Origin of the sequence: Bradyrhizobium sp. LHD-71, from assembly GCF_031157255.1 — a bacterium.
Taxonomy (GTDB): Bacteria; Pseudomonadota; Alphaproteobacteria; order Rhizobiales; family Xanthobacteraceae; genus P52-10.
In genome coordinates this window covers 359,179-381,474 of record NZ_JAVIFX010000004.1, presented here as the reverse complement: position 1 = coordinate 381,474, position 22,296 = coordinate 359,179, and the positions used below count along the sequence as shown (strand labels likewise).

The 22,296-nt window shown below is 62.9% G+C and carries 22 protein-coding genes; 17 read left to right on the top strand and 5 right to left on the bottom strand.

What is annotated here, in order from left to right:
* The 10 genes from RCO31_RS06410 to RCO31_RS06365 form a co-directional block, all read left to right on the top strand.
* The coding region (locus RCO31_RS06410) for a 4-hydroxyphenylacetate 3-hydroxylase C-terminal domain-containing protein (RefSeq protein WP_308967395.1) at positions 1-599 on the top strand (599 nt) is incomplete at its 5' end.
* A gap of 15 nt (positions 600-614) precedes the next feature.
* Positions 615-995 carry a cupin gene (locus RCO31_RS06405; RefSeq protein ID WP_308967394.1) on the top strand — a complete coding sequence of 127 codons (381 nt, stop codon included), beginning with the start codon at positions 615-617 and terminating at the stop codon, positions 993-995.
* 64 nt (positions 996-1,059) lie between these two features.
* Positions 1,060-2,352 carry an ABC transporter substrate-binding protein gene (locus RCO31_RS06400; protein WP_308967393.1) on the top strand — a complete coding sequence of 431 codons (1,293 nt, stop codon included), beginning with the start codon at positions 1,060-1,062 and terminating at the stop codon, positions 2,350-2,352.
* 48 nt (positions 2,353-2,400) lie between these two features.
* Positions 2,401-3,300: a branched-chain amino acid ABC transporter permease gene (locus RCO31_RS06395; RefSeq protein ID WP_308967392.1), complete on the top strand. Its 900-nt coding sequence runs from the start codon at positions 2,401-2,403 to the stop codon at positions 3,298-3,300.
* The gene (locus RCO31_RS06390; protein WP_308967391.1) at positions 3,300-4,223 is read left to right on the top strand and encodes a branched-chain amino acid ABC transporter permease; all 924 of its coding nucleotides are present in this window, start codon (positions 3,300-3,302) and stop codon (positions 4,221-4,223) included. The genes RCO31_RS06395 and RCO31_RS06390 overlap by 1 nt, the downstream gene beginning before the upstream one ends.
* Complete coding sequence (locus RCO31_RS06385) at positions 4,220-4,966, top strand: ATP-binding cassette domain-containing protein (protein WP_308967390.1); 747 nt, start codon at positions 4,220-4,222, stop codon at positions 4,964-4,966. The genes RCO31_RS06390 and RCO31_RS06385 overlap by 4 nt, the downstream gene beginning before the upstream one ends.
* A complete protein-coding gene (locus tag RCO31_RS06380; RefSeq protein WP_308967389.1) occupies positions 4,966-5,658 on the top strand; it encodes an ATP-binding cassette domain-containing protein in 693 nt (230 codons plus the stop codon). Before RCO31_RS06385 ends, RCO31_RS06380 begins: the two co-directional genes overlap by 1 nt.
* The gene (locus RCO31_RS06375) at positions 5,642-6,325 is read left to right on the top strand and encodes a DUF2848 domain-containing protein (protein ID WP_308967388.1); all 684 of its coding nucleotides are present in this window, start codon (positions 5,642-5,644) and stop codon (positions 6,323-6,325) included. The genes RCO31_RS06380 and RCO31_RS06375 overlap by 17 nt, the downstream gene beginning before the upstream one ends.
* Positions 6,326-6,354: 29 nt before the next feature.
* The gene (locus RCO31_RS06370; protein ID WP_308967387.1) at positions 6,355-7,686 is read left to right on the top strand and encodes an amidase family protein; all 1,332 of its coding nucleotides are present in this window, start codon (positions 6,355-6,357) and stop codon (positions 7,684-7,686) included.
* Between the two features lie 384 nt (positions 7,687-8,070).
* Positions 8,071-9,054, top strand: a complete 984-nt coding sequence (locus RCO31_RS06365; protein ID WP_308967386.1) for a cysteine synthase A — start codon at positions 8,071-8,073, stop codon at positions 9,052-9,054.
* A 186-nt stretch (positions 9,055-9,240) separates the two neighbouring features.
* Here the strand turns inward: RCO31_RS06365 and treS are convergent, their stop codons facing one another.
* The 3 genes from treS to RCO31_RS06350 form a co-directional block, all read right to left on the bottom strand.
* Complete coding sequence (gene treS, locus RCO31_RS06360) at positions 9,241-12,528, bottom strand: maltose alpha-D-glucosyltransferase (protein WP_308967385.1); 3,288 nt, start codon at positions 12,526-12,528, stop codon at positions 9,241-9,243.
* 492 nt (positions 12,529-13,020) lie between these two features.
* Complete coding sequence (locus tag RCO31_RS06355) at positions 13,021-13,287, bottom strand: hypothetical protein (RefSeq protein WP_308967384.1); 267 nt, start codon at positions 13,285-13,287, stop codon at positions 13,021-13,023.
* Positions 13,288-13,454: 167 nt separating this feature from the next.
* On the bottom strand, positions 13,455-14,261 hold the full coding sequence (locus tag RCO31_RS06350; protein ID WP_308967383.1) for a creatininase family protein: 807 nt from the start codon (positions 14,259-14,261) through the stop codon (positions 13,455-13,457).
* Between the two features lie 112 nt (positions 14,262-14,373).
* On the opposite strand from RCO31_RS06350, the gene RCO31_RS06345 reads away from it, so the two are divergent.
* The 6 genes from RCO31_RS06345 (at position 14,374) to RCO31_RS06320 (ending at position 20,081) form a co-directional block, all read left to right on the top strand.
* Positions 14,374-15,390: an ABC transporter substrate-binding protein gene (locus tag RCO31_RS06345; protein WP_308967382.1), complete on the top strand. Its 1,017-nt coding sequence runs from the start codon at positions 14,374-14,376 to the stop codon at positions 15,388-15,390.
* Between the two features lie 3 nt (positions 15,391-15,393).
* Complete coding sequence (locus tag RCO31_RS06340; RefSeq protein ID WP_308967381.1) at positions 15,394-16,182, top strand: ABC transporter ATP-binding protein; 789 nt, start codon at positions 15,394-15,396, stop codon at positions 16,180-16,182.
* Positions 16,182-16,997 carry an ABC transporter permease gene (locus RCO31_RS06335; protein WP_374991433.1) on the top strand — a complete coding sequence of 272 codons (816 nt, stop codon included), beginning with the start codon at positions 16,182-16,184 and terminating at the stop codon, positions 16,995-16,997. Before RCO31_RS06340 ends, RCO31_RS06335 begins: the two co-directional genes overlap by 1 nt.
* Positions 16,997-17,983 carry a 2-hydroxyacid dehydrogenase gene (locus RCO31_RS06330; RefSeq protein WP_308967379.1) on the top strand — a complete coding sequence of 329 codons (987 nt, stop codon included), beginning with the start codon at positions 16,997-16,999 and terminating at the stop codon, positions 17,981-17,983. Before RCO31_RS06335 ends, RCO31_RS06330 begins: the two co-directional genes overlap by 1 nt.
* Before the next feature lie 2 nt (positions 17,984-17,985).
* Positions 17,986-18,699 (top strand): AprI/Inh family metalloprotease inhibitor, encoded by a 714-nt coding sequence (locus tag RCO31_RS06325; protein ID WP_308967378.1) that lies wholly within the window; start codon positions 17,986-17,988, stop codon positions 18,697-18,699.
* A gap of 65 nt (positions 18,700-18,764) precedes the next feature.
* Positions 18,765-20,081, top strand: coding sequence for a tetratricopeptide repeat protein (locus tag RCO31_RS06320; protein ID WP_308967377.1), 1,317 nt, complete (start codon positions 18,765-18,767; stop codon positions 20,079-20,081).
* Between the two features lie 68 nt (positions 20,082-20,149).
* Here RCO31_RS06320 and RCO31_RS06315 read toward each other — a convergent pair whose 3' ends face one another.
* Both RCO31_RS06315 and RCO31_RS06310 read right to left on the bottom strand, forming a co-directional pair.
* Positions 20,150-20,704 (bottom strand): putative glycolipid-binding domain-containing protein, encoded by a 555-nt coding sequence (locus tag RCO31_RS06315; protein ID WP_308967376.1) that lies wholly within the window; start codon positions 20,702-20,704, stop codon positions 20,150-20,152.
* A gap of 79 nt (positions 20,705-20,783) precedes the next feature.
* Positions 20,784-21,554 carry an SDR family oxidoreductase gene (locus tag RCO31_RS06310; protein WP_308967375.1) on the bottom strand — a complete coding sequence of 257 codons (771 nt, stop codon included), beginning with the start codon at positions 21,552-21,554 and terminating at the stop codon, positions 20,784-20,786.
* Between the two features lie 269 nt (positions 21,555-21,823).
* Between RCO31_RS06310 and RCO31_RS06305 the strand changes: the two genes are divergently transcribed.
* Positions 21,824-22,135 carry a hypothetical protein gene (locus RCO31_RS06305; protein WP_308967374.1) on the top strand — a complete coding sequence of 104 codons (312 nt, stop codon included), beginning with the start codon at positions 21,824-21,826 and terminating at the stop codon, positions 22,133-22,135.
* Positions 22,136-22,296: the final 161 nt, after the last annotated feature.

The window sequence follows — 22,296 nt, the reverse complement described above, 5'->3', positions numbered from 1 at the left end:
AGGCGATGGTCCGTCTGAGCGTGAAACTAAAGTTCCTGACTGGCCTGGCCCATCGCATCGCCGAGATGAACGGCGTCACCCAGTTTCCGCAGGTGCGCGAGATGCTGGGGCAGCTCGCCGCCGAGACCGGCATGGTGGACGCGCTGGTCGCGGCCATGGAAGCGAAGGGCAAGCAGGTCGGCCCCTATTTCATCCCTGACCGGCACACGCTCTATTCCGCGCAGGTTCTGACGCAGCAACTCTATTCGCACATCCTCTCCACGCTGCGCGAGCTCGCCGGTGGCGGCATGATCATGCTGCCCTCTTCGGTCGCCGACTTCGCCAATCCCGAGATCGCCGCGCTCATCGGCAAGACCCAGCAGTCGCCAAAGGCGAACTCGCATGACCGCGTGAAGTTCTACAAGCTCGCCTGGGATGCCGTCGGATCCGAGTTTGGCTCGCGTCATCAGCAGTATGAGATGTTCTACGCCGGCGCGACCTTTGTCACCAAGGGGCACTCGTACCGCACCTACGACTGGGCAGGCGCCGACCAGCTGGTTCAGAATATGCTCGATTCCTATGACCTCAACGGCGTCTCGACGTCCAGCAAAGCCGCCTGACCAAGGAAGACACCCATGCCTGTGAACAAGAAGCACGACGAATTCTACACGCTCGACATGAATTCCGGCTGGGAGACGCCGGCCGGATATCCGGACGGTATCCAGCAGAAGATCATCTCGGGCGCACTCGACGAGCAGAACCGGCGCGGGACGCGCACGCGGCTGCTCCGCTTTGCGCCGGGCGTCTATACGACCGCGCCGTTCTCCCACGAGTATTGGGAAGAGGTTTACCTGGTCTCCGGTGACCTGATCGTCGGCAACGATGAGAAGGGCGAGGGCGGCAAGAGCTTCCCGCCGAACACCTACGCCTGCCGGCCGCCGCACGCGCCGCATGGCCCCTTCAAGTCCGTCAATGGCTGCCTGCTGCTGGAGATGCACTACTTCGATCCGGTCTGACGCCGACATGGCGTCACCAATGCGTTCGCTCGAAACAGTAAACAATCTAACGAGAGAGGGGATCATGAAGCTGACGAACGGCTTGTCTGCGCTCGCGCTTGTTGGTCTTGCGGCATCGGCACCAGTCGCCGCGCAAGAAAAGCCTGCCTCATTGGGGTTCGGCATCTTCACGTTCACATCGGGTCCTGCGGCGGCGTACGGCATGCCCGGCAAGAACGCCGCCGACCTGATGATCGAGGAAATCAACGCCAAGGGCGGCATCGAGGGCGTGCCCGTCAGCGCGACCTATGTCGACGAAGCACAAGGCGCGCAGGGGGTCATTGCCGAGTATCGCCGTCTCGCGGGCGACGCCAAGAACCAGGTGATGATTGCCGCCTTGTCGAGCGCCAATTGTCTGGCGCTGGCGCCCATCGCGGAGCAGCTCGAAGTGCCGACGGTCGGATGGAATTGCGACACCCATCAGCTTTTGATGGACGGTAAGAGCAAGTATGTGTTCCGTCCCAACGGCAACACCGTGCCTGAATTCATCGCTTACGCGATCTATCTTCTGGAGCGTAAGCCGGATGTGAAGACGATTGCGATCATCAATCCGGACTATGCGTTCGGTCATGACGCGGCCAAGATCTTCACTGCGGCGCTGAAGGCGCTGAAGCCCGACGTCCAGGTCGTGGCCGAGCTGTTTCCGAAGCTCGGTTCGCCGAACTACCAGACCGAGATCTCGCGGCTGACGACCGCGCGCCCGGATGTCGTCTTCTCCAATCTCTGGGGCGCCGACCTCGAAAACTTCGTGCGCCAGGCTGCGCCGCGCGGGCTGTTCACCTCCAGCCAGGTGATCCTCGCGCTTGGCGAGACCGTGCTGCAACGCGTGCCTCTGCCTGATGGCGTGATCGTAGGCGTGCTGGGCGACGGCTGGTGGATGTCGCCGGATGCCAAGGCAAATGCAGAAACCGCAAAGTTCGCGGAAAGCTACAAGGCGCGCTTCGGGGAATATCCGGTGTTCCCGTCCATCAAGATGGCCAACACGCTGATTTATGTGAAGGCGGCGTACAAGGCCGCGATGCAGAAGAATGGCGGGAAGTGGCCGACACGGGCGGAACTGGCCGATGCCATGAAGGGAAGCAAGGTTGCGACCCTGACCGGCACGACGCAGACCCGTGCCGACAACGACGGCCTCGTCGACCAGATCGTCGGCGTCACCATGAAAGCGCCGGCGCAGCCGTTCCCTGTGATTGGCGAGATGGTCCGGTACAAGGGCGACAGCCTGATGCCTCAGGCAGGCCAGGATCCCTTGGCCTGGATCTCAATGCTGAAGCCGGAATTCGCGAAAAGCCTGCCGAAGCCGGGGAGCTACAAGTAGGCGGCCGTCGCGGCCGCCTGGCTCCTCCAACCATCCAGGGCCCAGTCCATGTCGAATGCCATCATCCCGTTGCTGCTGGACAGTCTTGCCAGTGCCGCGCTGATCTTCTTCGCGGCGGTCGGCCTGACGCTGGTGTTCAGTGTGCTGCGCGTGCTGAACGTGGCTCATGGCACTCTGTATTCGATCGGTGGCTATGTCGCGGCGTCGGCTTGCCTGTTCATTGCGAGCCGGCAGCTCAATCCGTACCTGTCGTTCGTCGCGTTGCTGTTCAGTGCGGTCTTCGTTGCGGCGACGCTCGGTCCCCTCATCGAGCGCAGCCTGATCCGATGGACCTACGGCAAGTCGGAAGCGGTTCAGATTCTGATCACCTTCGGGCTTTTCCTCATCCTGGAGGATTTGCAGCGCCTGATCTTCGGCGTGCAATCCTTTTACGAAGATGCGCCGATGCGGTTGCTTGGCACGACCAGTATCGGCGGGGTCGTCTACCTGAACTACCAGATCCTGCTGATCGGATTGGCGCTGCTGGTCGTGATCGGGCTGCGGCTCCTGATCAACCACACCCGGCTCGGGCGGCTCATCACCGCTGTCGTCGCCGACCGCGAGATGGCGCAGTCGATCGGCATCGACACCAACCGCATATTCATCCTGGCGTTCTCGCTCGGAGTGTTCCTCGCCGCGCTGGGAGGGGCGCTCGCGACGCCAACCTCCGGCGTCGCACCGGGACTGGGGGCCGATATCATGGTGCTCGCCTTCGCGGTGGCGGCGATCGGGGGCCTTGGGCAGATCGAAGGCGCGGCGGTGGCTTCGGTGATCGTGGGGTTGGCGCGCGTGCTCGCGATCTATTGGGTGCCGGCGCTGGATGCGGTCGCGCCATATGCGGCGATGCTCGTCGTTCTGCTGATCCGCCCCTACGGATTGTTCGGGTCGGTGACGGCGCGGAGGATATGATGCGAATGATCCTTGCCGCCGCTGCGGTTCTCATCCTTGCAGCACTGCCGGTGTTTGCACCCTGGTTGCAATTCGTGCTGACACTTGCGATCGCCAAGGGCTTTGCGGCCCTCGGTGTTGCGGTTCTTCTCCGCGCCGGTCTGATCTCGATCGGTCACGCCATGTTCTTTGCCGCGAGCGCCTATGGCGTCGCATTCCTGGCGCGCGCCGGGGTCAATGATTTCGCGGTGCTGCTGATCCTCTCGGTCCTGACCGCCGCGCTGTTCGGAGCCGTTGCAGGAGCGTTTCTTGTCCGTTATCGCGCGATCTTCTTCGCGATGCTGAACCTTGCGGTCTCCATGGTATTCTATGCGCTGTGCGCCAAGCTCTACGGCGTCACAGGGGGAACCGACGGCATGGCTGTTCCCATTCCCGGCATTTTCGGTGTCGTGCTCGCCGAGCCTGCTTTCAAGAGCGTCCTGTTCTATCTCAGCCTGACGCTGATGGTGCTCGTCGGCTTTGCCGTCCATCGCTACCTCAACAGCCCGTTGGGGCACGCGCTCTCCGCGGTCCACACCAACGAGATCCGGCTCGAATATCTCGGGATTCCAGTCTGGGCGGTTCTGCTGATCGCCTACGTCGTTTCGGCGGCGCTGGCGGGGCTTGGTGGCGCGATCGCCGGATTTGCGATCGGTCGCGTGGTGCCGGAGTTTGCATTCTGGACCGCCTCCGGCCATCTCGTGCTGATCGCCGTGCTCGGCGGAATCGGTGGCGTGCCCGGTGCGTTTCTCGGCGCACTGTTCCTGGAGCTGCTCCACAGTGCGGCCGTGACCGTGACCGACGCCTGGAATCTGATCGTCGGCGTCGCGTTGATCATCGTGATCATGTTCATGCCGCAAGGCTTCTACGGGCTTCTGTCCCGCAAGGAGGCGTCCAGCCTATGACGCGCCCGATCCTGCAGGCAAAGGACCTTCACGTCGCGTTCAACGGGGTCAAGGCCGCCGACGGCGTCAGCATGGAGGTTCGTGACGGCGAATTTCTCGCCATCATCGGACCGAACGGCTCGGGCAAGACGACGCTGCTCAATATATGCACCGGCTATATCCGGCCGAAATCGGGCCGCGTTCAGCTCGATGGCCAGGACATCACCCAGCTGTCGCCACGGGCGATCGCGCGCCGCGGCGTCGCGCGTGCCTTTCAGATTCCGCAGCTGTTTTCTGCCCAGCGCGTGATCGACAACATGATGCTCGCGCTGGCGGCGAAGCGCGGGTTGTGGAGTGCGGTCCGCCCGCTTGAGACCGCGGCGCGGCGCGAAGAGGCAAAGGCGCTGCTTGAACTGGTCGGGCTCGCCGACGACAGCGAGCGGATCAGCAGCACTTTGCCCGAGGGACATCGCAAGCTGCTGGACATCGCGGTCGCGCTGGCGCTCAAACCACGGCTGCTGCTGCTGGACGAACCGACCAGCGGCGTGAGCGCGCTCGAACGCTTCCAGCTGATGGAGGCGCTGATGGGCGCGCTGCGCCACCAGCAGATCACCGCGCTGTTCGTCGAGCACGACATGGAAGTGGTCGCCCGTTACGCCAGCCGCGTGCTGGTCTGGAACGCCGGCAACATCATGGCCGAAGGGCTGCCTGACAAGGTGTTCAGCAACGCCGAGGTTCGCGAGCGCGTCGTGGGAGTGGCATGATGCTGAGCCTCGACAAGGTCAATGTCTCGATCGAAGGCGTGCGCGTGTTGCGCGAGGTCAGCTGCGGCATCGACGAGGGCAAGACCACGGTGTTGATCGGGCGCAACGGTGCCGGCAAGACCACGACGCTGCGCGCGATCATGGGGCTCCTGCGCCTGGATAGCGGTTCCATTCGTCTCGCGGCCGAAGATCTCGATCGGATGCCGCCGCATTATCGCGCGCATGCCGGCATCGGCTATGCGCCCGAGGATCGTCGCCTCGTTCCGGAATTGAGCGTGGAAGAGAACATCCGGCTTCCGTCGCTGGCACTCAAGCTCGACAGGGCCGAGACGGCGCGCAAGCTTGACGAGGTCTACGGTCTGCTGCCCGAGCTGAAGGTCATGCGGTCGAGGCCGGCGGGCGGCGTTTCGGGCGGGCAGGGCAAGATGGTTGCGCTCGGTCGCGCGCTGACGGTCGCGCGCAGAGTGCTGCTGCTCGACGAACCGTTCCAGGGCCTGGCACCGGCGCTGGCGCTGGACTATGCGCGCACGCTCGGCGAGTTGCGTAAGCGCCGGCCGGAGCTTGCCATGTTGATCACCGAATCGTCGCCAGCGCTGCTCGACCGGATCGCCGATCGGACGCTGCAGATCGAGCGCGGCGAAATTCTCGTTACATCGGCCAAGGACAGGACCACCCATGCTTCTGCAATTTGACCGCATCGCGAAGGACCAGACCGATCACATCGGCATCGAGATCAAGTCGCTCGTGATCGCAGGATGGGCGGGTAGGGATGCCGCAGCGATCGAGCATCACATCGAGGAGCTCGCCGCGCTCGGCATTCCGCGTCCCTCCACCACGCCGCTCTACTACCGTGTCGCGGCGCAGACATTGACGCAAGCGAGCTGTCTGACCGTGCTCGGACCGGACAGTTCCGGCGAGGTCGAACCGATCGTGGTGGCGATGGCCGACGGTCTCTGGATCGGAATTGGATCCGATCACACCGATCGGAAAGCGGAGGCTTCCGGCATTGCGCTCTCGAAGCAGCTTTGCGGCAAGCCGGTCGGAGCGCAGCTATGGTCCTACGCGGAAATCGAGGGACATTGGGATCAACTGCTGCTTCGCTCGTGGGCGACGATCGACGGCAAGCGGGTGCTCTATCAGGAGAGCCCGGTTTCGTCGCTGCGGACGCCGCGCGACCTGATCCGCCGCTATGCCGGCGCGGATACGCTTCCTGCCGGAACACTGATGTTTTGCGGCACGCCCGGCGCGATCGGCGGCATCCGGCCGGGGTCGCGGTTCGAGCTGGAGTTGCGGGATCCTGTGCTCGACCGGGCGCTTACCCACGGCTACGATATCGCAGTGCTGCCGGTCGTTTCCTGATCGCCCTACCCGAAAGGCCTTCCTCAACAATGACTGATACTCCGAACCGATCGCGTCGGTCCGCTGTGGAGCGACTGGAGGCGGCGCTCGATCGCATTCGGTCGCCAGAGACGGAAGGCAGCAAAGTCTTTACGGCCGTCTTTGACGATAATGCGCGGGATGAGGCCGCAGCAGCTGACCGGCGTGCGGCGACCGGCTCGACGCGCGGACCGATGGACGGCCGCATCGTCTCGGTGAAGGCGTTGTTCGATGTTGCGGGCGGGGTGACGACTTCCGGCTCCGCCGTGCTGCGCGGACTGCCAGCCGCTGTCGGTGACGCTGTCGTCCTGCAGAACCTGCGCGCGGCGGGCGCGGTCATCATCGGCAAGACGCAGATGACGGAGTTTGCCTTCTCTGCCCTCGGCACCAATCCGCACGATGGCACGCCGGGAAATCCGAGCGACCGCAAGCGGGCGCCGGGTGGTTCGTCGTCCGGCGCCGTCGTATCGGTCGTCGACGGCATGGCCGAGATCGCCATCGGCAGCGATACGGGCGGGTCGATTAGGATTCCCGCGGCGTTGTCCGGCGCGGTTGGCTTCAAGCCGACGAGCGGGCGGATTTCGACGGCAGGTGCCTTTTCGCTGTCCTCGAGCCTCGACACGATCGGTCCGATTGCCGCGAGCGTGGCGGACTGCGTTATGACCGATGAGGTGCTGACAGGCGAAACGCCGACGCAGGCCCAGCCGGCATCACCTGAACCGGCAACGCCGGAAACCTTCCGCCTCACGATCGCACGCGGCCGGCTCTTTGACCGCTGCGAGGCTGGCGTGCTGGACGCGTTCGAGGCCGCCGTGCAGCGGCTTCGGTCGCACGGTGTGCGGATCGACGACGGCTCGATCGATCCCGCGCTGAATGACATCGCCGACATCGACAGGATCGGCACGTTTCCTTCCATCGAGGTCGGCGCGACGCTGCGCGGCCTCGGCATCTCTTGTCTCGATGGGATCGATCCGAAAACCAAGGCTCGCATCGAAGCGGGTGCGGGCATCCTGGCTGTCGATTATGTGCGCATGCTGCGACTCCGGCACGCTGCAGTCCGATCCTTTGAACAGAGCTTCACCGAGAATGAAGTCTTCATTCTGCCGACGACGCCGATTCGTGCGCCGCTTCTGTCGTCCGTCGAGGAAGAGAGTGCGTTTCATGAGTTCAACGGGCTGGTGCTTCGCAACCCGCGCGTTGCCAACATGCTCGATTGCCCATCGATCTCGCTGCCGCTATCGGTCGATGGTCTTCCCGCTGGACTGATGTTGATCGGTCGCAGGAACGCCGACCGGCAGCTGCTGGAGATCGCGTCCACCTTGGAAACGATGCTGCAGAGCTGAAGCTTCAGGAAGCGAGGCTGGGCAAGGCATACGCCGCCAAGGCGAAGATGCGGTATGCCATAGTGCCAGAATTTTGGACCGCTGACGCTGCTGCGTTTTCCGATATCGCAAGAAGCCGTGCTTCGGAGGGCGTATCTCGCGATCGAGGTGAGGGGCCAATTTGCAAAGATGATCGGTGGCCGCGGCGATAAAAACGAAGATTGTACGACTCGTGAAATATCGCTCTACTGAGCTTTATTCTCCGCTTCAGCATTCAGCGTCGTGTCTGCCTGGTAGCGGGAGCACAGAAACAACAGAATTTCCCATCTCGCATGCCGAGCGACAAAGAAGTTTCCGAAATCAATTCAAAATTGGCATCGAACCACTGTCGAAGCGGGGGCAATCATGAACGTTCGATCTGGTTTCCTGGACTCCATCGGCAATACGCCATTGATCAAGCTGCGAGCGGCGTCGGAAATCACCGGTTGTGAGATCTACGGCAAGGCCGAATTTCTCAATCCGGGCGGTTCGATCAAGGATCGAGCCGCTCTGTCGATCATAAACGACGCCGAGCAGCGCGGTGTCCTCGAGCCTGGTAGCGTCATCGTGGAAGGCACAGCCGGCAATGTCGGCATTGGCATTGCGCTCGTAGCCAATGCGCGCGGCTACCGCTCCGTCATCGTCATGCCCGACACGCAAAGTCAGGAGAAGAAGGACATGCTGCGGTTATGCGGCGCTGATCTGCGCCTGATACCCGCCGTGCCCTATTCCAATCCCGGCCACTATGCTCGCTATTCCGGCCGCCTCGCTGAGGAGCTGGGCGCATTCTGGGCAAATCAGTTCGACAACGTCGCCAACCGCGAGGGTCACTACCGGACGACCGGCCCGGAAATCTGGGAGCAGACGCAGGGAAAAGTTGATGGCTTCACCTGTGCCGTCGGCAGTGGCGGGACTCTGGGTGGAGTTGCGCGTGCCCTCAAGGAACGCAATCCCGACGTGAAGGTCGCCCTCAGCGATCCAATGGGCGCCGCGCTCTATAATTGGTTTACGAGAGGCGAGCTGACGGCAGAAGGCGATTCGATCACAGAGGGGATCGGTCAGATTCGCATTACGAAGAATCTCGAAGATGCGCCGATCGACATGGCGTACCAGATCACTGATGAGGAAGCGCTGCCCGTTTTGTTCGACCTGGTCGCGCATGAGGGGCTGGTGCTGGGCGGTTCGAGCGCGATCAACATCGTGGGCGCCATGCGCCTTGCGCGTGATCTCGGCCCCGGCAAGATCATCGTCACCATCCTCGCGGATGGCGGTCAGCGCTACCAGTCCAAGCTCTTCAATCCGGACTTCCTGCGCAAGAAGAACCTGCCGCTGCCGTCCTGGATGAAGTGAGCCAATGTTGCCCCGGATCGGCTCAGATCACAACGAGGGTAGCCAGCGTGCTCATGCGCACGCTGGTCGCCGCCTCGAGCTCGAAGCAGCGGGTTTTGGAGTACGCAGTTCGAAGTTGCGCACCCACTGACACGATTCGAACGTGTGCCGTTGGAGCGTGACGCTCTCAGGCTGAGCGGTTCGGGCTCAGCCTTCGAGTAGGCGTAACGCGGCAGCCATCGGCAACCGCGCCCAGTCGGGCCGGTTGTTGAGCTCGAAATCGATCTCGTAAATCGCCCGCTCGAGCTGGAAGAACCGCAGCATGCATTCGGCCGCTTGCGGCGTCTCCGGCCAGAGCCTCGTTTCGCCGAGGGTCTCGTGATAGGCGGTCATGAATGTCGCAATCGACTGATCGCGCCACTGGTCGAGCGCTGAGGCGAGCTTGCCCTGATCGTCGGACGAGACTTTCCGCGCGCGCTGCAGTGCCGCCGCGACCGATGATTCGATCGAGCGCAGCACGCCGGCGACATCGCGGGCGGCCGGCGCCTTGCGTCGGCGATCAGCCAGCGGCCGGTATGGCTCGCCTTCGAGATTGACGAAGAACAGATCGTCCTTCACCACGAGCATCTGCCCGAGGTGGAAGTCGCCGTGGTGGCGGATGTTGAGCCAGTCGAGCGGAATCTCCAGCAACTCCTCGAAGCAGGCCTTGAGCTTCGTTCGGGCCGCAAGCAGCCGGTCGGCCAGTATCCGGTCCGCGTCGGTCATCCGGTCACGCGCCTGGGTGAGGCTCTCGCAGAGCTGGTCCACTCGCTTGATGGCGTCGTCGACCAGATGCTTCGTGCTCGCAGGTGTGGCCCGCTCCGGCCGGAAATCCTCGAGGTCGTCACGGCTCGCCAATGCGGTCTGCATTTCCGCGATGCGCCGGCCCGCCTGCGTCATGTAGCGCTGATAGGAAACCTGCTCGTCGCTCTCCACCTTGGCATGCGTCGTCGTAATCACGCGCTGCTCGTCGATGAAACGGTCGAGATACGCGGACGTCACTGCCCAGGCGTCGCCCTGGTTCTGCACGAACTGGTGCACGCTTGCTACGGCGGTCCGATGGCCGTCATGCACCAGTTTGACGGTGCCGAGCAGCGCCGGCGTGTTGGCAAAGCCGGCGACGCCGGCGAGAAAGCTGCCGATCTCGATCTCGGGATCGACGCCCGCCTCGAGCTTGCGCTGCAGCTTGACGACGTAACGGTCATCGACATGCAGCGTCGTACTAGCGTGCCCGGTTTCGATCGGCTTCACCGACGAAGCCTTGTTGAACGGCTTTTTTTCGAACTCGGCAGTCGCCTTGAACTCCAGTCGGTAGCCCAGCGCCTCGGTCGAGGCGTTGGCGCGCATGTTGTCCAGCAGCAACGTGATGAATTCGGGATCCGGCGCGACGTCGAGCAGCGTTCCTTCGCGCGAGGTCTGGCGGACCGCCGACAAGGCCTGCGGATTGTAATGTTCGCGATCGAACTTCTTCCATTCGATCTGCATCGGGATCAGGTAGCGGCCGGCATGCGGCTTGTGGGTCTCGACGATCGCGAGCCACGGCACGGCGGTGTTGTCGTTGTTTGCCGCAAACGGAACTGCGCCTGTGACGGACACGGATATGGCCGTGCTGCCTTGCCCGGCAAACCAGCGGGCGCGTGCAAAGTACGGCGGCAGCACCTCCCGCTCGAACACGCCGCGGGTGCGGCCAAGCGATTCCCAGGTGGATCCCGCCGGGATCACCAGGGTCTCGACCTCCGGCGCCAGCGCCGGCGCGTCGTGCGGCGAGACCGGCTTTTCCATCAACTTGAACCAGTAAAAGCCGTAGGGTGAGAGCGTGACCATGTAGGGCTGGTCGCCGATCGGCGGAAATTCGGTGCGCCCCAACATCTCGAGCGGAATGCGACCCCGCCACGGCGAGAGATCGAGCTCGGCGGCCTGCGCCGAGCGCGACAGGTTGGCAACGCAGAGGATGGCCTCATCCTCGTATCGGCGAATATAGGCCAGCACCGAGCGGTTGTTCGGCCGAATGAACGTCATCGCGCCACGGCCGAAGGCCTGCGTCGACTTGCGCACCGCGATCAGGCGCTTGGTCCAGCTCAGCAGCGAGGAGATGCTGCGGGACTGCGCTTCCACATTCACCGCCTCATAGCCATAGACCGGGTCCATGATGACGGGCGCATAGAGCCTTGCCGGATCGGCGCGGGAGAAGCCGCCGTTGCGGTCCGGCGACCACTGCATCGGCGTGCGGACGCCGTTGCGGTCGCCGAGATAGATGTTGTCGCCCATGCCGATCTCGTCGCCGTAATAGAGGATCGGTGTGCCGGGGAACGACATCAGAAGCGAGTTCATCAGCTCGATCTTGCGCCGGTCGTTGTCCATCAACGGTGCAAGACGACGGCGAATGCCGAGATTGATGCGCGCTCGGGGATCGGCGGCATAGGTCGACCACAGATAGTCGCGCTCGCTGTCGGTCACCATTTCAAGCGTCAGCTCGTCGTGGTTGCGCAGGAACATCGCCCATTGGCAGTTGAACGGAATGTCCGGGGTCTGGCGCAGGATGTCAGCGATCGGAAAGCGATCTTCCTGCGCGATCGCCATGTAGATGCGCGGCATCAGCGGGAAGTGATACGCCATGTGGCATTCATCGCCCTTGCCGAAGAAGTCCTGCACGTCCTCGGGCCAGTGGTTGGCTTCGGCGAGAAAGATGCGGCCCCTGGCGAAGGCGTCCATTTCCTTGCGCAGGCGCTTGATGACCGCGTGGGTCTCAGTGAGATTGTCGTTTCGCGTTCCCTCGCGCTCGCAAAGGTATGTCACTGCATCGAGGCGGAAGCCGTCGACGCCGGCGTCGAGCCATCGCTTCATGACACGCAGCACCGCGTCGACCACGCGCGGATTGTCGAAATTCAGGTCCGGCTGGTGGGCGAAGAAGCGGTGCCAATAGTAGGCCTTCGCCTCCGGATCCCACGTCCAGTTCGACTTCTCGACGTCGGGAAAGACGATTCGCGTGCCGTCATATTTTTGGTCGGTTTCGCTCCAGACGTACCAGTTGCGCGCGCTGGAATCCGGGCCGCTGCGTCGGGCGCGGCGGAACCACGGGTGCTGATCGGAAGTATGGTTGATGACCAACTCGGTGATGACGCGCAACCCGCGCCGCTTAGCCTCGGCGATGAAGCGGCGGAAATCCTTCATGGTCCCGAAGTCGGGATTGATCGCACCGTAATCGGCGATGTCGTAGCCGTCGTCGCGGCCGGGCGACGGATAAAACGGCATCAGCCACAGCGCCGTGACACCGAGCTCCTGCAGGTAGTCCAGTTTCTCGATCAGGCCGCCAAAGTCGCCGATGCCATCATTATTGCTGTCGGCGAAGGCCTTGACGTGCAGCTGGTAGATAATTGCGTCCTTGTACCAGAGGTCGTCATCGGCGGCATGCGGGGCGGCGACGCTGCTCGAGACGATGGACTCTCTGACATTCATGTCGTTTTCCATCGCTTGGATCGGCGCTTCTCAGCACGAAAACTGTCTGGAGGGAGATGAGCGAAAGCTGAATAGACGCGCGTCATGAGGTCCGGATCGGGCGATTTGTTGGCCGATTGGTCGATCACCCCATGAATTCGTCGATCCAACTGCGTGATATGCCCCTTTAAGCGGCATACCAAAGCGTTCTCGCTGTGGCGAGAGCCCCTGCCAGGGCAATAAGTCGATGTCCTCGGATTTGGTTCCAGTTTGGGAACCGATTGACTCATTGGACAAAAATAGCCCGCCCAGATGTAATGGGCGGGCTGCCGCGATGGTGATGGGGGCGGAAGTTTGTCAGCGATCCGATAGCCTGCATTCGGGTGCCGATTCGAACGATTGCATCACTTCGCGGCGATTTCGTCTGAGACCGTTAGGAACAAAGAGGCATCGACCACTTCGACGTTCGTACACGGAGTTGAGGTTGCGCCGGTACGAACGTCATTCCAGCGATCAGTGGTAGTGGCAAACACGGGCGTGGCCGACGAACTGGCCGAAGACGTTAAACTGTGGCTTCCACGCACAATGGCGGACGGGATGGTAGTAGTGCGGCTGGCTCATGGCTGCGAATGTCGTGCCGACAATCGCTGCGCCGACGAGGCCCGCCGCGATCGCCTTGCCCTTCGGGCCGGCGTACGCGGTCTGGGTGGAGGCTGCGATGCCGCCGGTGACGGCGAGAGCTGCAACAGCGAGGGTAGCAAGCTTGGTCTTGATCGACATGGGTGTCTCCGTTGTGGAGCGGTCCGTGCGGTCCGCATACCCGTTCGTCGAAGGCTTTTCCGGATCGGTTCGAACGTCCGGGCGCCGTCGCGCGCCGATCGATATTTATCGTTAGATCAAAGACTTAAAGCACCTCTGGTGGCGCCTAGAATTATTTCCTGACGGTTTCATTTGTTTCCAAACCGTTTCATGTCGAACTTTTCGACGTCCTCAAGCAGTTCGCAGAACGCGCGTGCGCCGTGTTCGAGCAGCGCGCGTCCTTTTTCTGCGGAGGCCTGCGTCGCATCGCCGGCGGCGCCGCTTGGGTGCAGGTCTTGCGCGGCCCACGCGAACGGCGCCGGTCGATGGGCGTTCAGCCATTTGAAGTCCCGGTCCATCGCAACGCTCGACGGTGTGAATGTCGCAATCTTGTCGGCGCGCACCTGATCAGGCCACGCCGCGAGCATGATCGAGGTCTCGATCGCGCCACCATGCACGCCGTGCCGGATTTCCTCCGCTGTAAACAGACCGTCCGGCACGCCGAAGCGCGACCAGCCAGTGGTCACCGCCAGCATGTTGTGCCGTGCGCGGAGATCCTGCGCGACCAGGCTCATGGCGGCGCTGTTGCCCCCATGGCTTGTCACCATCACCAGCTTGCGCACGCCGGCGCGGGCGACGCTGTCGCCGATCGAGAGCCAGCTTTGCAACGCCATCTCGTTCGAGAGCGTGAGCGTGCCCGGAAAATCGATGTGTTCGGTCGAGATGCCGACCGGCTGGATCGGTAGAAAACGCGCCGGCGAGGTCTGCGGCAAAATCTCGCGCACGCGGGCCAGGTAAGCCTCGCCGATCATGATGTCGGTGCCGAGCGGCAGATGCGGTCCATGCTGCTCAGTTGCTGCCAGCGGTAGCACCGCGATCAGATGCGCCGGCTCGCCCGACGCAAGGGCGCCGAAGTCGAGGTCGGTCCAGTCATGAGGCGAGTGCTTGCGGGCCATGGCGTTGCTTCAAGCGTCGGCAAAAGGTTAACTTAATCCCCGCAATCACAAACAGTCGTCGTCCCCGGGGATGGTAGGGCTATTTGCGCCCAAAGGCAGACGGAGTCCAACCATGCGCATTGTCAATATCCTGCGAACGTTAACGGCTTTGGCCCTGCTGGCCGCCTTGACGTTGCCGGCGACCGCGCAGACGCTGGATAAGGTTTCCTTCGGTACCAACTGGGTCGCCCAGGCGGAGCATGGCGGCTTCTTTCAGGCCGTCGCTGACGGCACGTACAAGAAGTACGGTCTCGACGTGACGATTGTTCCCGGCGGGCCGAACGTCAACAACCGCATCCTGATGATCTCGGGCAAGATCGACTTCTTCATGTCCGCCAATTCCCTGCAGACATTCGATGCCGTCGCCAACAACATTCCGACCGTCGCGGTCGCCTCGATGTTCCAGAAGGATCCGCAGGTGCTGCTCGCGCATCCGGAAGCCAATGTGAAGAAGCTGGAGGACCTGAAGCCGCTGACGCTGTTCGTCTCCAAGGAAGGCATCGTCAGCTACTTTCAGTGGCTGAAATCGGAGTACGGCTTCGACGAGAACAAGGTCAAACCCTACACCTTCAACCCGCAGCCGTTCCTCGCCGACAAGAAAAGCGCGATGCAGGGCTACGTGTCATCCGAACCCTTCAGCGTCGAGAAAGCCGGCGGCTTCAAGCCGACGATCGTGCTGATCGCCGACTATGGGTTCAACAGCTACTCGACGCTGATCGAAACCCGCCGCGAGCTGGCGGAGACCAAGCCCGACCTCGTGCAGCGTTTCGTCGATGCGTCAGCAATCGGCTGGTATAACTACATCTACGGAGACAATGCTGCGGCCAACGCGCTGATCAAGCAGATGAACCCCGAAATGACCGACGAACTGCTCGCCTTCTCGGTCGCGAAGATGAAGGAATATGGGATCGTTGATTCCGGCGACACCCTGAAGGATGGCATTGGTGCGATGAGCGACGCGCGGATGGCAAGCTTCTTCGACAAGATGGTGAAGGCCGGCGTCGTCAAGCGTGATATCGATTACCGCAAGGGCTACACCTTGCGTTTCGTCAACAAGGGCGTGGGCGTGAACCTGCGGCCGAAGAACTGAACGATGCAATCTTCGTCCGGACACTCCGCCGGCTCAGCGGTCAGGCTGAGCGGCGTCACCAAGACTTTTGCGAACGGGGTGCATGCGCTGGGACCGCTGGATCTGACGATCGGGCAGGGCGAGTTCGTCTCGCTGCTTGGGTCGTCGGGTTGCGGCAAGTCGACCGCGCTGCGGCTTGTCGCCGGGCTGACCGTACCGACAACCGGCCATGTCGAACTGGCTGCGGCTCTGCGTTCCACGCCGCGTCGATCGATCGGCTTCGTATTTCAGGAGCCGACGCTGATGCCGTGGGCGACGGTGTGGGATAATGTTTATCTGCCGATGCGTCTGTTGCGCCGTCCACGCGCCGAGGTTGCGGGACGGATTGGCGAGGTGCTGGAAAGTGTCGGCCTGTCCGATTTCGCAGCCGTCTATCCACGTGAGCTCTCTGGCGGCATGAAGATGCGTGTATCGCTGGCGCGCGCGCTGGTCACGGATCCCGACATTCTGTTGATGGACGAGCCGTTCGCCGCACTCGACGAGATCACTCGTTTTCGGCTGAACAACGACTTGCTGGAGCTGTGGCGTCGCTTGCGGCGGACGATCGTCTTCGTCACGCATTCGGTGTTCGAGTCGGTCTATCTGTCGCAGCGGGTCGTGGTAATGACGCCGCGTCCGGGCCGCGTCGCAAGCGAGTTCTTGATCGACGCGCCCGAACCGCGGGGTGAAGAGTTTCGCACCTCGACCGCGTATGTCGCGCACTGCCGCAGCGTGTCGGACGCGCTCGCGCGCGCGAGCGCAAAGGCCGCATGATGCAGACGCGCGACGAATCGGGCTTCGTGGAGTGTACGGCCAACCTGCTGCGTTTTGGCCTACCGGTTGTCACGCTCGCGATCGGTCTTCTGGTCTGGGATCTGATCGTCCGGTTGAACGATATCCCGCCATACCAGTTGCCCGGTCCAATCCTGGTGTTCAAGACGCTGGTCCAGGACTGGCAGATTCTTGGCGGGTCGCTGCTGGTGACGCTGACCACCACGTTCGAAGGGTTCATTGCCGCGGCCGTGGGCGGCGTCGCGATGGCCTTTCTCTTCAATCGCTCGCGGCTGGTCGAATATTCACTGTATCCTTACGCGATCATCCTGCAGGTGACGCCGGTAGTGGCGATCGCGCCGCTGCTCCTGATCTATTTGCCGCAACAGCTCGCGGTGGTCGCCTGCGCCTGGATCGTCGCGTTCTTTCCGGTCCTGGCGAACACGACGCTTGGGCTCAACTCCGTCGATAGCAACCTGAAGGACCTGTTTGCCCTTTACGGCGCATCGAACGAGCAGACGCTGTGGCAGCTCAAGTTGCCTTCGGCGCTGCCGCATATCCTTGGCGGGCTGCGCATCGCCGGTGGCTTGTCGCTGATCGGCGCGGTGGTCGCCGAAATTGCCGCCGGCTCGGCAGGGGCCGGCTCCGGGCTGGCCTACCGGATTGCCGAATCCGGTTACCGGCTGAATATTCCGCGCATGTTTGCGGCCCTGCTGTTGCTCTCGGCCGCCGGCATTGTCATTTTCATGGGCCTGTCACTGATATCGCATCTTGTGCTACGCCGCTGGCACGAAAGCGCGCTGGGAAAGGAAAGCTGATGGCTTCGAGTTCCGCGTCCACCGAGAAAGCCGATATTCTGGTGTTCGGCCCTCCCAAGGCCATTGTCACCCGGGGACTTTCGGACGGGTTCGTGCTGCATCAGTTCGAGAACCAGCGTGACCTCGGCCGCATCAATGCCGCGATGGCCGAGCGCGTTCGCGGTATCGCCGTGACCGATCTCATCCGCGTCGATCAGGCGATGCTGTCGAAATTTCCAAAACTGGAGATCATCTCCACCTTCGGCGTCGGTTACGACCACGTGGACTTCAACTATGCGCGCGATCACAACATCGTCGTCACCCATACGCCGGACGTGCTGACGGAAGAAACCGCCGACGCTGCGCTTGGGCTGTTGATCTGCACCGTACGTGAGTTCGTGAAGGCCGACCGCTACGTGCGCTCGGGTCTTTGGGCCAATCAACCCTATCCGCTCACGGCAGGCTCGATGCGCGATCGCACCGTGGGCATGGTTGGCATGGGACGCATCGGCCGCGCCATCGCTCGTCGCCTCGACGCCATGAAGGTGCCGGTCGTCTATCACGCGCGCCGGCCCGCCGATAACGTGCTTTATCGCCACTACCCGAAACTGCTCGATATGGCGAAGGCGGTCGACACCCTGGTGGTCATGACGCCCGGCGGGGCCGCGACCAACAAGTTGGTGAGCGCGGAGGTGATCAACGCGCTCGGTCCGAACGGTGTCCTCATCAACATGTCGCGCGGTTCGGTGGTCGACGAAGAGGCCCTGATCGCAGCGCTCAAGAAGGGCGATATTCTGGCCGCCGGGCTCGATGTGTTCGCCAACGAGCCGGTGGTGCCGGACGAACTGCGCGCGATGCAGAATGTCGTGCTGTTGCCGCACATCGGCTCGGCCACGGTGCTGACACGTGGCTCGATGGACCAGCTCGTGGTGGAGAACATCCGCGACTGGTTCGCCGGCAAGTTGCCGCCGACGCCGATCCCCGAGACCCCGATAAAAGGCCGCTGACGATGCTGCGCCGCGCCGATGGTCGTCGTCTGAGATTTGGCGGGCTGGCGCTCGCTGCAGCGGTGATTGTCGCGGGCGGCCCTTCCAGCGCGCAGAATGCTGTCGACCTCACGAAAGAGATGATCGGCGAATGGGAGTTGTCGACGGCGGGCCGTGATCGCACCTGCGCGCTGTCGTTGAAGAACGACAATGCACCGGGTGGCAGGAAGCTCGAACTCGAGAAGGGTTGCGGCGAGCAGCTGCCTTTCACGAAGTCCATTGCGTCCTGGGCGATCAAGGGTCTCGATATCGTGCGGCTGCAGGACGGCAAGGGCGAGGCCGTGCTCGACCTGACCGAAGTCGAAAATGGCATCTACGAAGGGACGCGCCAGGGCGAAGGCGTGTTCATCCTGCAGAATCTCGCGGCGGCGCGGGCGCTCACGCGCTCGACCGATCAGATGATCGGCAACTGGTCCGTGATGCGGGGCACGGGCAAGGCGATCTGTTCGGTCACCCTGACCAACAATGATGCCGGAGACGAGAGCTTTCAGGTGTTCGTCAAGCCGCGCTGCGATCCGTCGTTTGCGGCCTTCGCGCCGACAACCTGGCGGATCGAACGCGGTGAGCTTCTGCTGATCTCTGCCAAGCGCGAGATCTGGCGCTTCGAGGCCGACGACAACGCACAGTGGCGACGTATGCCGGATTCGGCCGACCCGCTGCTGCTCGTTCGCGAGTAACTTTTAGGGCTTGATTCGACCCGAAAATCGGTACCATTTTCCGGAGTCGAGTCCAGGAGGCCCTCATGGCCTGTCATGATCGTTATGGTTCGCCGCTTTCGACCTCTTCGGAGATCGCCGCGGCAGCTTATCGCGACGGCGTCGATCGGATGCTTGCCGCCTGGCCCGGCGCTGTCGAGGCATTCGAAACGGCAATCGCCAGTGATCCGGACTTTGCGCTGGCACACATCGCCCGTGCGCGCATCGCCTTCATCCATGCGGACGGGGGCACGGCTCAAGCCGAGGCCGCGCTCGCGCGCGAGCTCGTCGGCCGTCGCGGCACTGCGCGCGAAAAAAGCCATGTCGAGACGCTTGCGCTGGGCATGGAAGGCCGATCGGCGCGGTCGCTCACCAATGCGCTAGCGCATCTTGAGGAATGGCCCCGCGACGCATTCGTCTTCGTGCTTCCGATGGGAGCGTTCGGATTGTTCGCATTCTCCGGCATGGCCGATCACGACCAGGCCCGTGTCGACCTCGCCGAGCGCCACGCCCGACACTACGGCGACGACTGGTTCTTCCTCACCTATCTCGGCTGGTCGCACACCGAGAACGGCAATGTCGGGCATGGTCGCGAGATCACCCAACGGGCATTCGAGCGGCGATCGGCCAACGCCAATGCGGTCCACGCGCTCGCGCATGCGATGTTTGAGGATGGGTCGGGAGAGCACGCCGACCAGCTGATCACCGGCTGGCTGCCGAGTTACGATCGCTCGGGGCTGATGCACGGCCATATTTCATGGCATCAGGCGCTCGTCGCCCTGGAAAAAGGCAATCCGGAGCGCGCGCTCGCGATCTATGCCGAGCGGATCCAGCCGAAAGTGACAACCGCGCCGCCGATCAATTCCGTTACCGACGGCGCCTCGTTGCTGTGGCGGCTTGCGGCCTACGGCCATGCCGTGCCGAAAGAGACCTGGGACGACGCCGCGGCTCATGCCGAGCGCAGCTTTCCGAAGGCCGGCGTGCCGTTCGCCGATATGCACATGGCGCTGGTCGCAGCTGCGACAGGAAGCCACGCGGCCCTCGCGCAGCGGATTGCGGAGCTCGAGAAGCGGCTTTCAGAAGGCCGGCTCGCGCCGGGTGCGGTGCTTCCGACCGTCTGCCGTGCAATGCTGGCCTTTGCCGAGCAGAAGTATGTGGATTGCGCGCGCCTGCTCGAGCCGGTCGCTGCTGACGTCGTGCGCATCGGCGGCAGCCACGCCCAGCGTGAGATTGTCGAAGACACGCTGCTCGTCGCCTTCATGAAAGGTGGTGAGGCGGTGAAGGCCCGTGACCTGCTCGACCGCCGGCTGCATCGCCGGCCTTCGCCGCGCGACACGCGCTGGCGCGCGGCTATGACGGCGTAATCGGGGCGTGCGGCCCACCTCCGGTGTTCCTGATCAAGCTTGTCTCAGGCCCTGTGATTGCGCTCGGCTCAGGGGGCAGAGATTTCCTCGAACAGCCCTTCGTATCGCTGAACCAGGTTCTCGGAATCCAGGGTCAGGATTGCTGTGAAACCCTTCGATGCGCCGAGATCGACGAAACGCCACTGATTGGGCCCCATCGCTTCATAGCGCTGCAGCGACGGTGTAATCGACAATCCGGGAAGCTGTATGAAGCCCACGACAAGTTCGCCGGTCGCGCCCAGATGCCGGATCGCAAGCGAATTGCAAAATGGGGTAGCCGAGAGATCGAGCTCGATGCAGCCGCTCAAGTCCGGGCGCGGCTGTCCATCCACCGACCAGGAGGAAGCGCCAGTCCGTTCGACGTCGCACGTGAAATCCCGACCTTCGCGCCTGAGCGATATGCGCAGCGACTTGGTTCGCCAGCTTCCGTCGAGCGACCATGAATAGCGTAGACCGAATGGGTCTGCGCCGGCGTGAATCAAATCGGAAGTGACCTGAACTCCGTCAGCCGTCTTGGACAGATGCATCAGCTCGAGGCCGGGCTCGTCGAGCCGGCGCCAGCGCCGCAACGTTTCTTCGCTCACGGCTCCTCCTTGTCTTGAGCCCCAGGGCAGAACCTTACGAGGATCGGCGGAGTCCGGATATCGCTAGCAGAAGGCTCCTTCAGATCGCACGATAGCCGCCGTCGGCCATGACGATGGCGCCTGTGACGTACGCCGACAAGTCTGAAGCGAGAAAGAGCGCGGGCCCCACCAGGTCTTCCGGCTTGCCGGCGCGACCGAGTGGCGTGTGGTCAAGGAACGTCTTTACCAGCTCTGGATTTGTGGCGCGCACCTGCGCATTGAGCGGTGTCTCTATGAACCCGGGACCAATGGCGTTGACGCGGACGCCGTCCTTGCCGAGCTCGGTGGCAAGCGCGCGGGTGAAACCGAGCACCCCGTGTTTCGAAGTCGTATAGGCCACCGAACTGGGCGTACGCACGTGCACGAAGGCCTGGATCGAAGCGATGTTGATGACGCGGCCCTTGTTCGCGCGCAGCTGGGCGATGAACGCGTGCGTCACGTTGAACACACCGTCGAGATTGATCGCGGTAATGTCCTGCCAGTCCTTGACTACAGTATCGGCGTCCGCGACGAAGGCGTTGCGCCGGTTGATGCCGGCGTTGTTGACGAGGATCGAAATCGCGCCGACGTCGTCGCGCACCTGCGCGGCAATGGTGCGGCAGGCCGTGTGATCGGTGACGTCGAGCGCGAAGCTCTGTGCCTTGCCGCCCGCCGCGCGGATCTCCGCCGCGGTCTCGGATGCTGCCTTGTCGTTGATGTCGAGCGCCACCACCTGCGCACCTTCGCGGGCAAATCCAGCAGCGATCGCGCGGCCGATCCCTGAGCCGGCGCCCGTGATCGCCGCGATGTGGTTCTGCAAGAGTGCGGCCAATGTGCAGCCCCCCTTTTTTGATCGGTTTTGCGCACTATAGCACCGGCCGCAGCGAAACGAAGCCTCCAGTAAGGCGCATTTCAGAGTTCGTGCGGTGCGCGTCTTTCAGCGTTTGGGCGAAGCGCGCACGTGCATCACCCGATCGGAGGACGCGACGATTTGCAGCCTGCGTTAGAAGGGCCAGGGCTCGACAGCAGGCGTGACCAGTGCGCTCGTCGCGCGGCTCACCGGCCGGCAAGACTGAACCCTCATGACGAATGAGGCGCGCCATGCATTGGGTTGATCTGGTCGGCTACCTGGCGTCAGGTCTTGTCGTCCTCACGTTCTATATGGACGATATGGTCTCGTTGCGCGTAACCGCGCTATTCAGCAACGTAGCGTTTCTTGCATATGGGCTCGGCCTTGAGCTGGGGCCGGTCATCTTTCTGCATGGCATCCTCCTTCCGCTCAATATCTGGCGGCTTTGGCAGGTGAGGAGGTCTTGGGGAGCGCCGCCAGTTGCAGTGCCGGGTTTGCCCGTCCGTTCCCCTCGCGGATCGGTGCAGATCCAAAGATCGGCAAAACGTCAGTTGGGCGTCTGATCGGCGCTCCCATGCGACGCTGTCTCAGGATCGCCGGATCGTCGTGCGGTAAGCGAGCGGCCGGCCCGGCTTTATCCGGATGTCCAAGCCCCGGCGACCCGATGCCGGCGTTCCTTGGCGGCCCAGGGCCGCGCCCGACGCCCACGCCAGCCTGCTGAAGC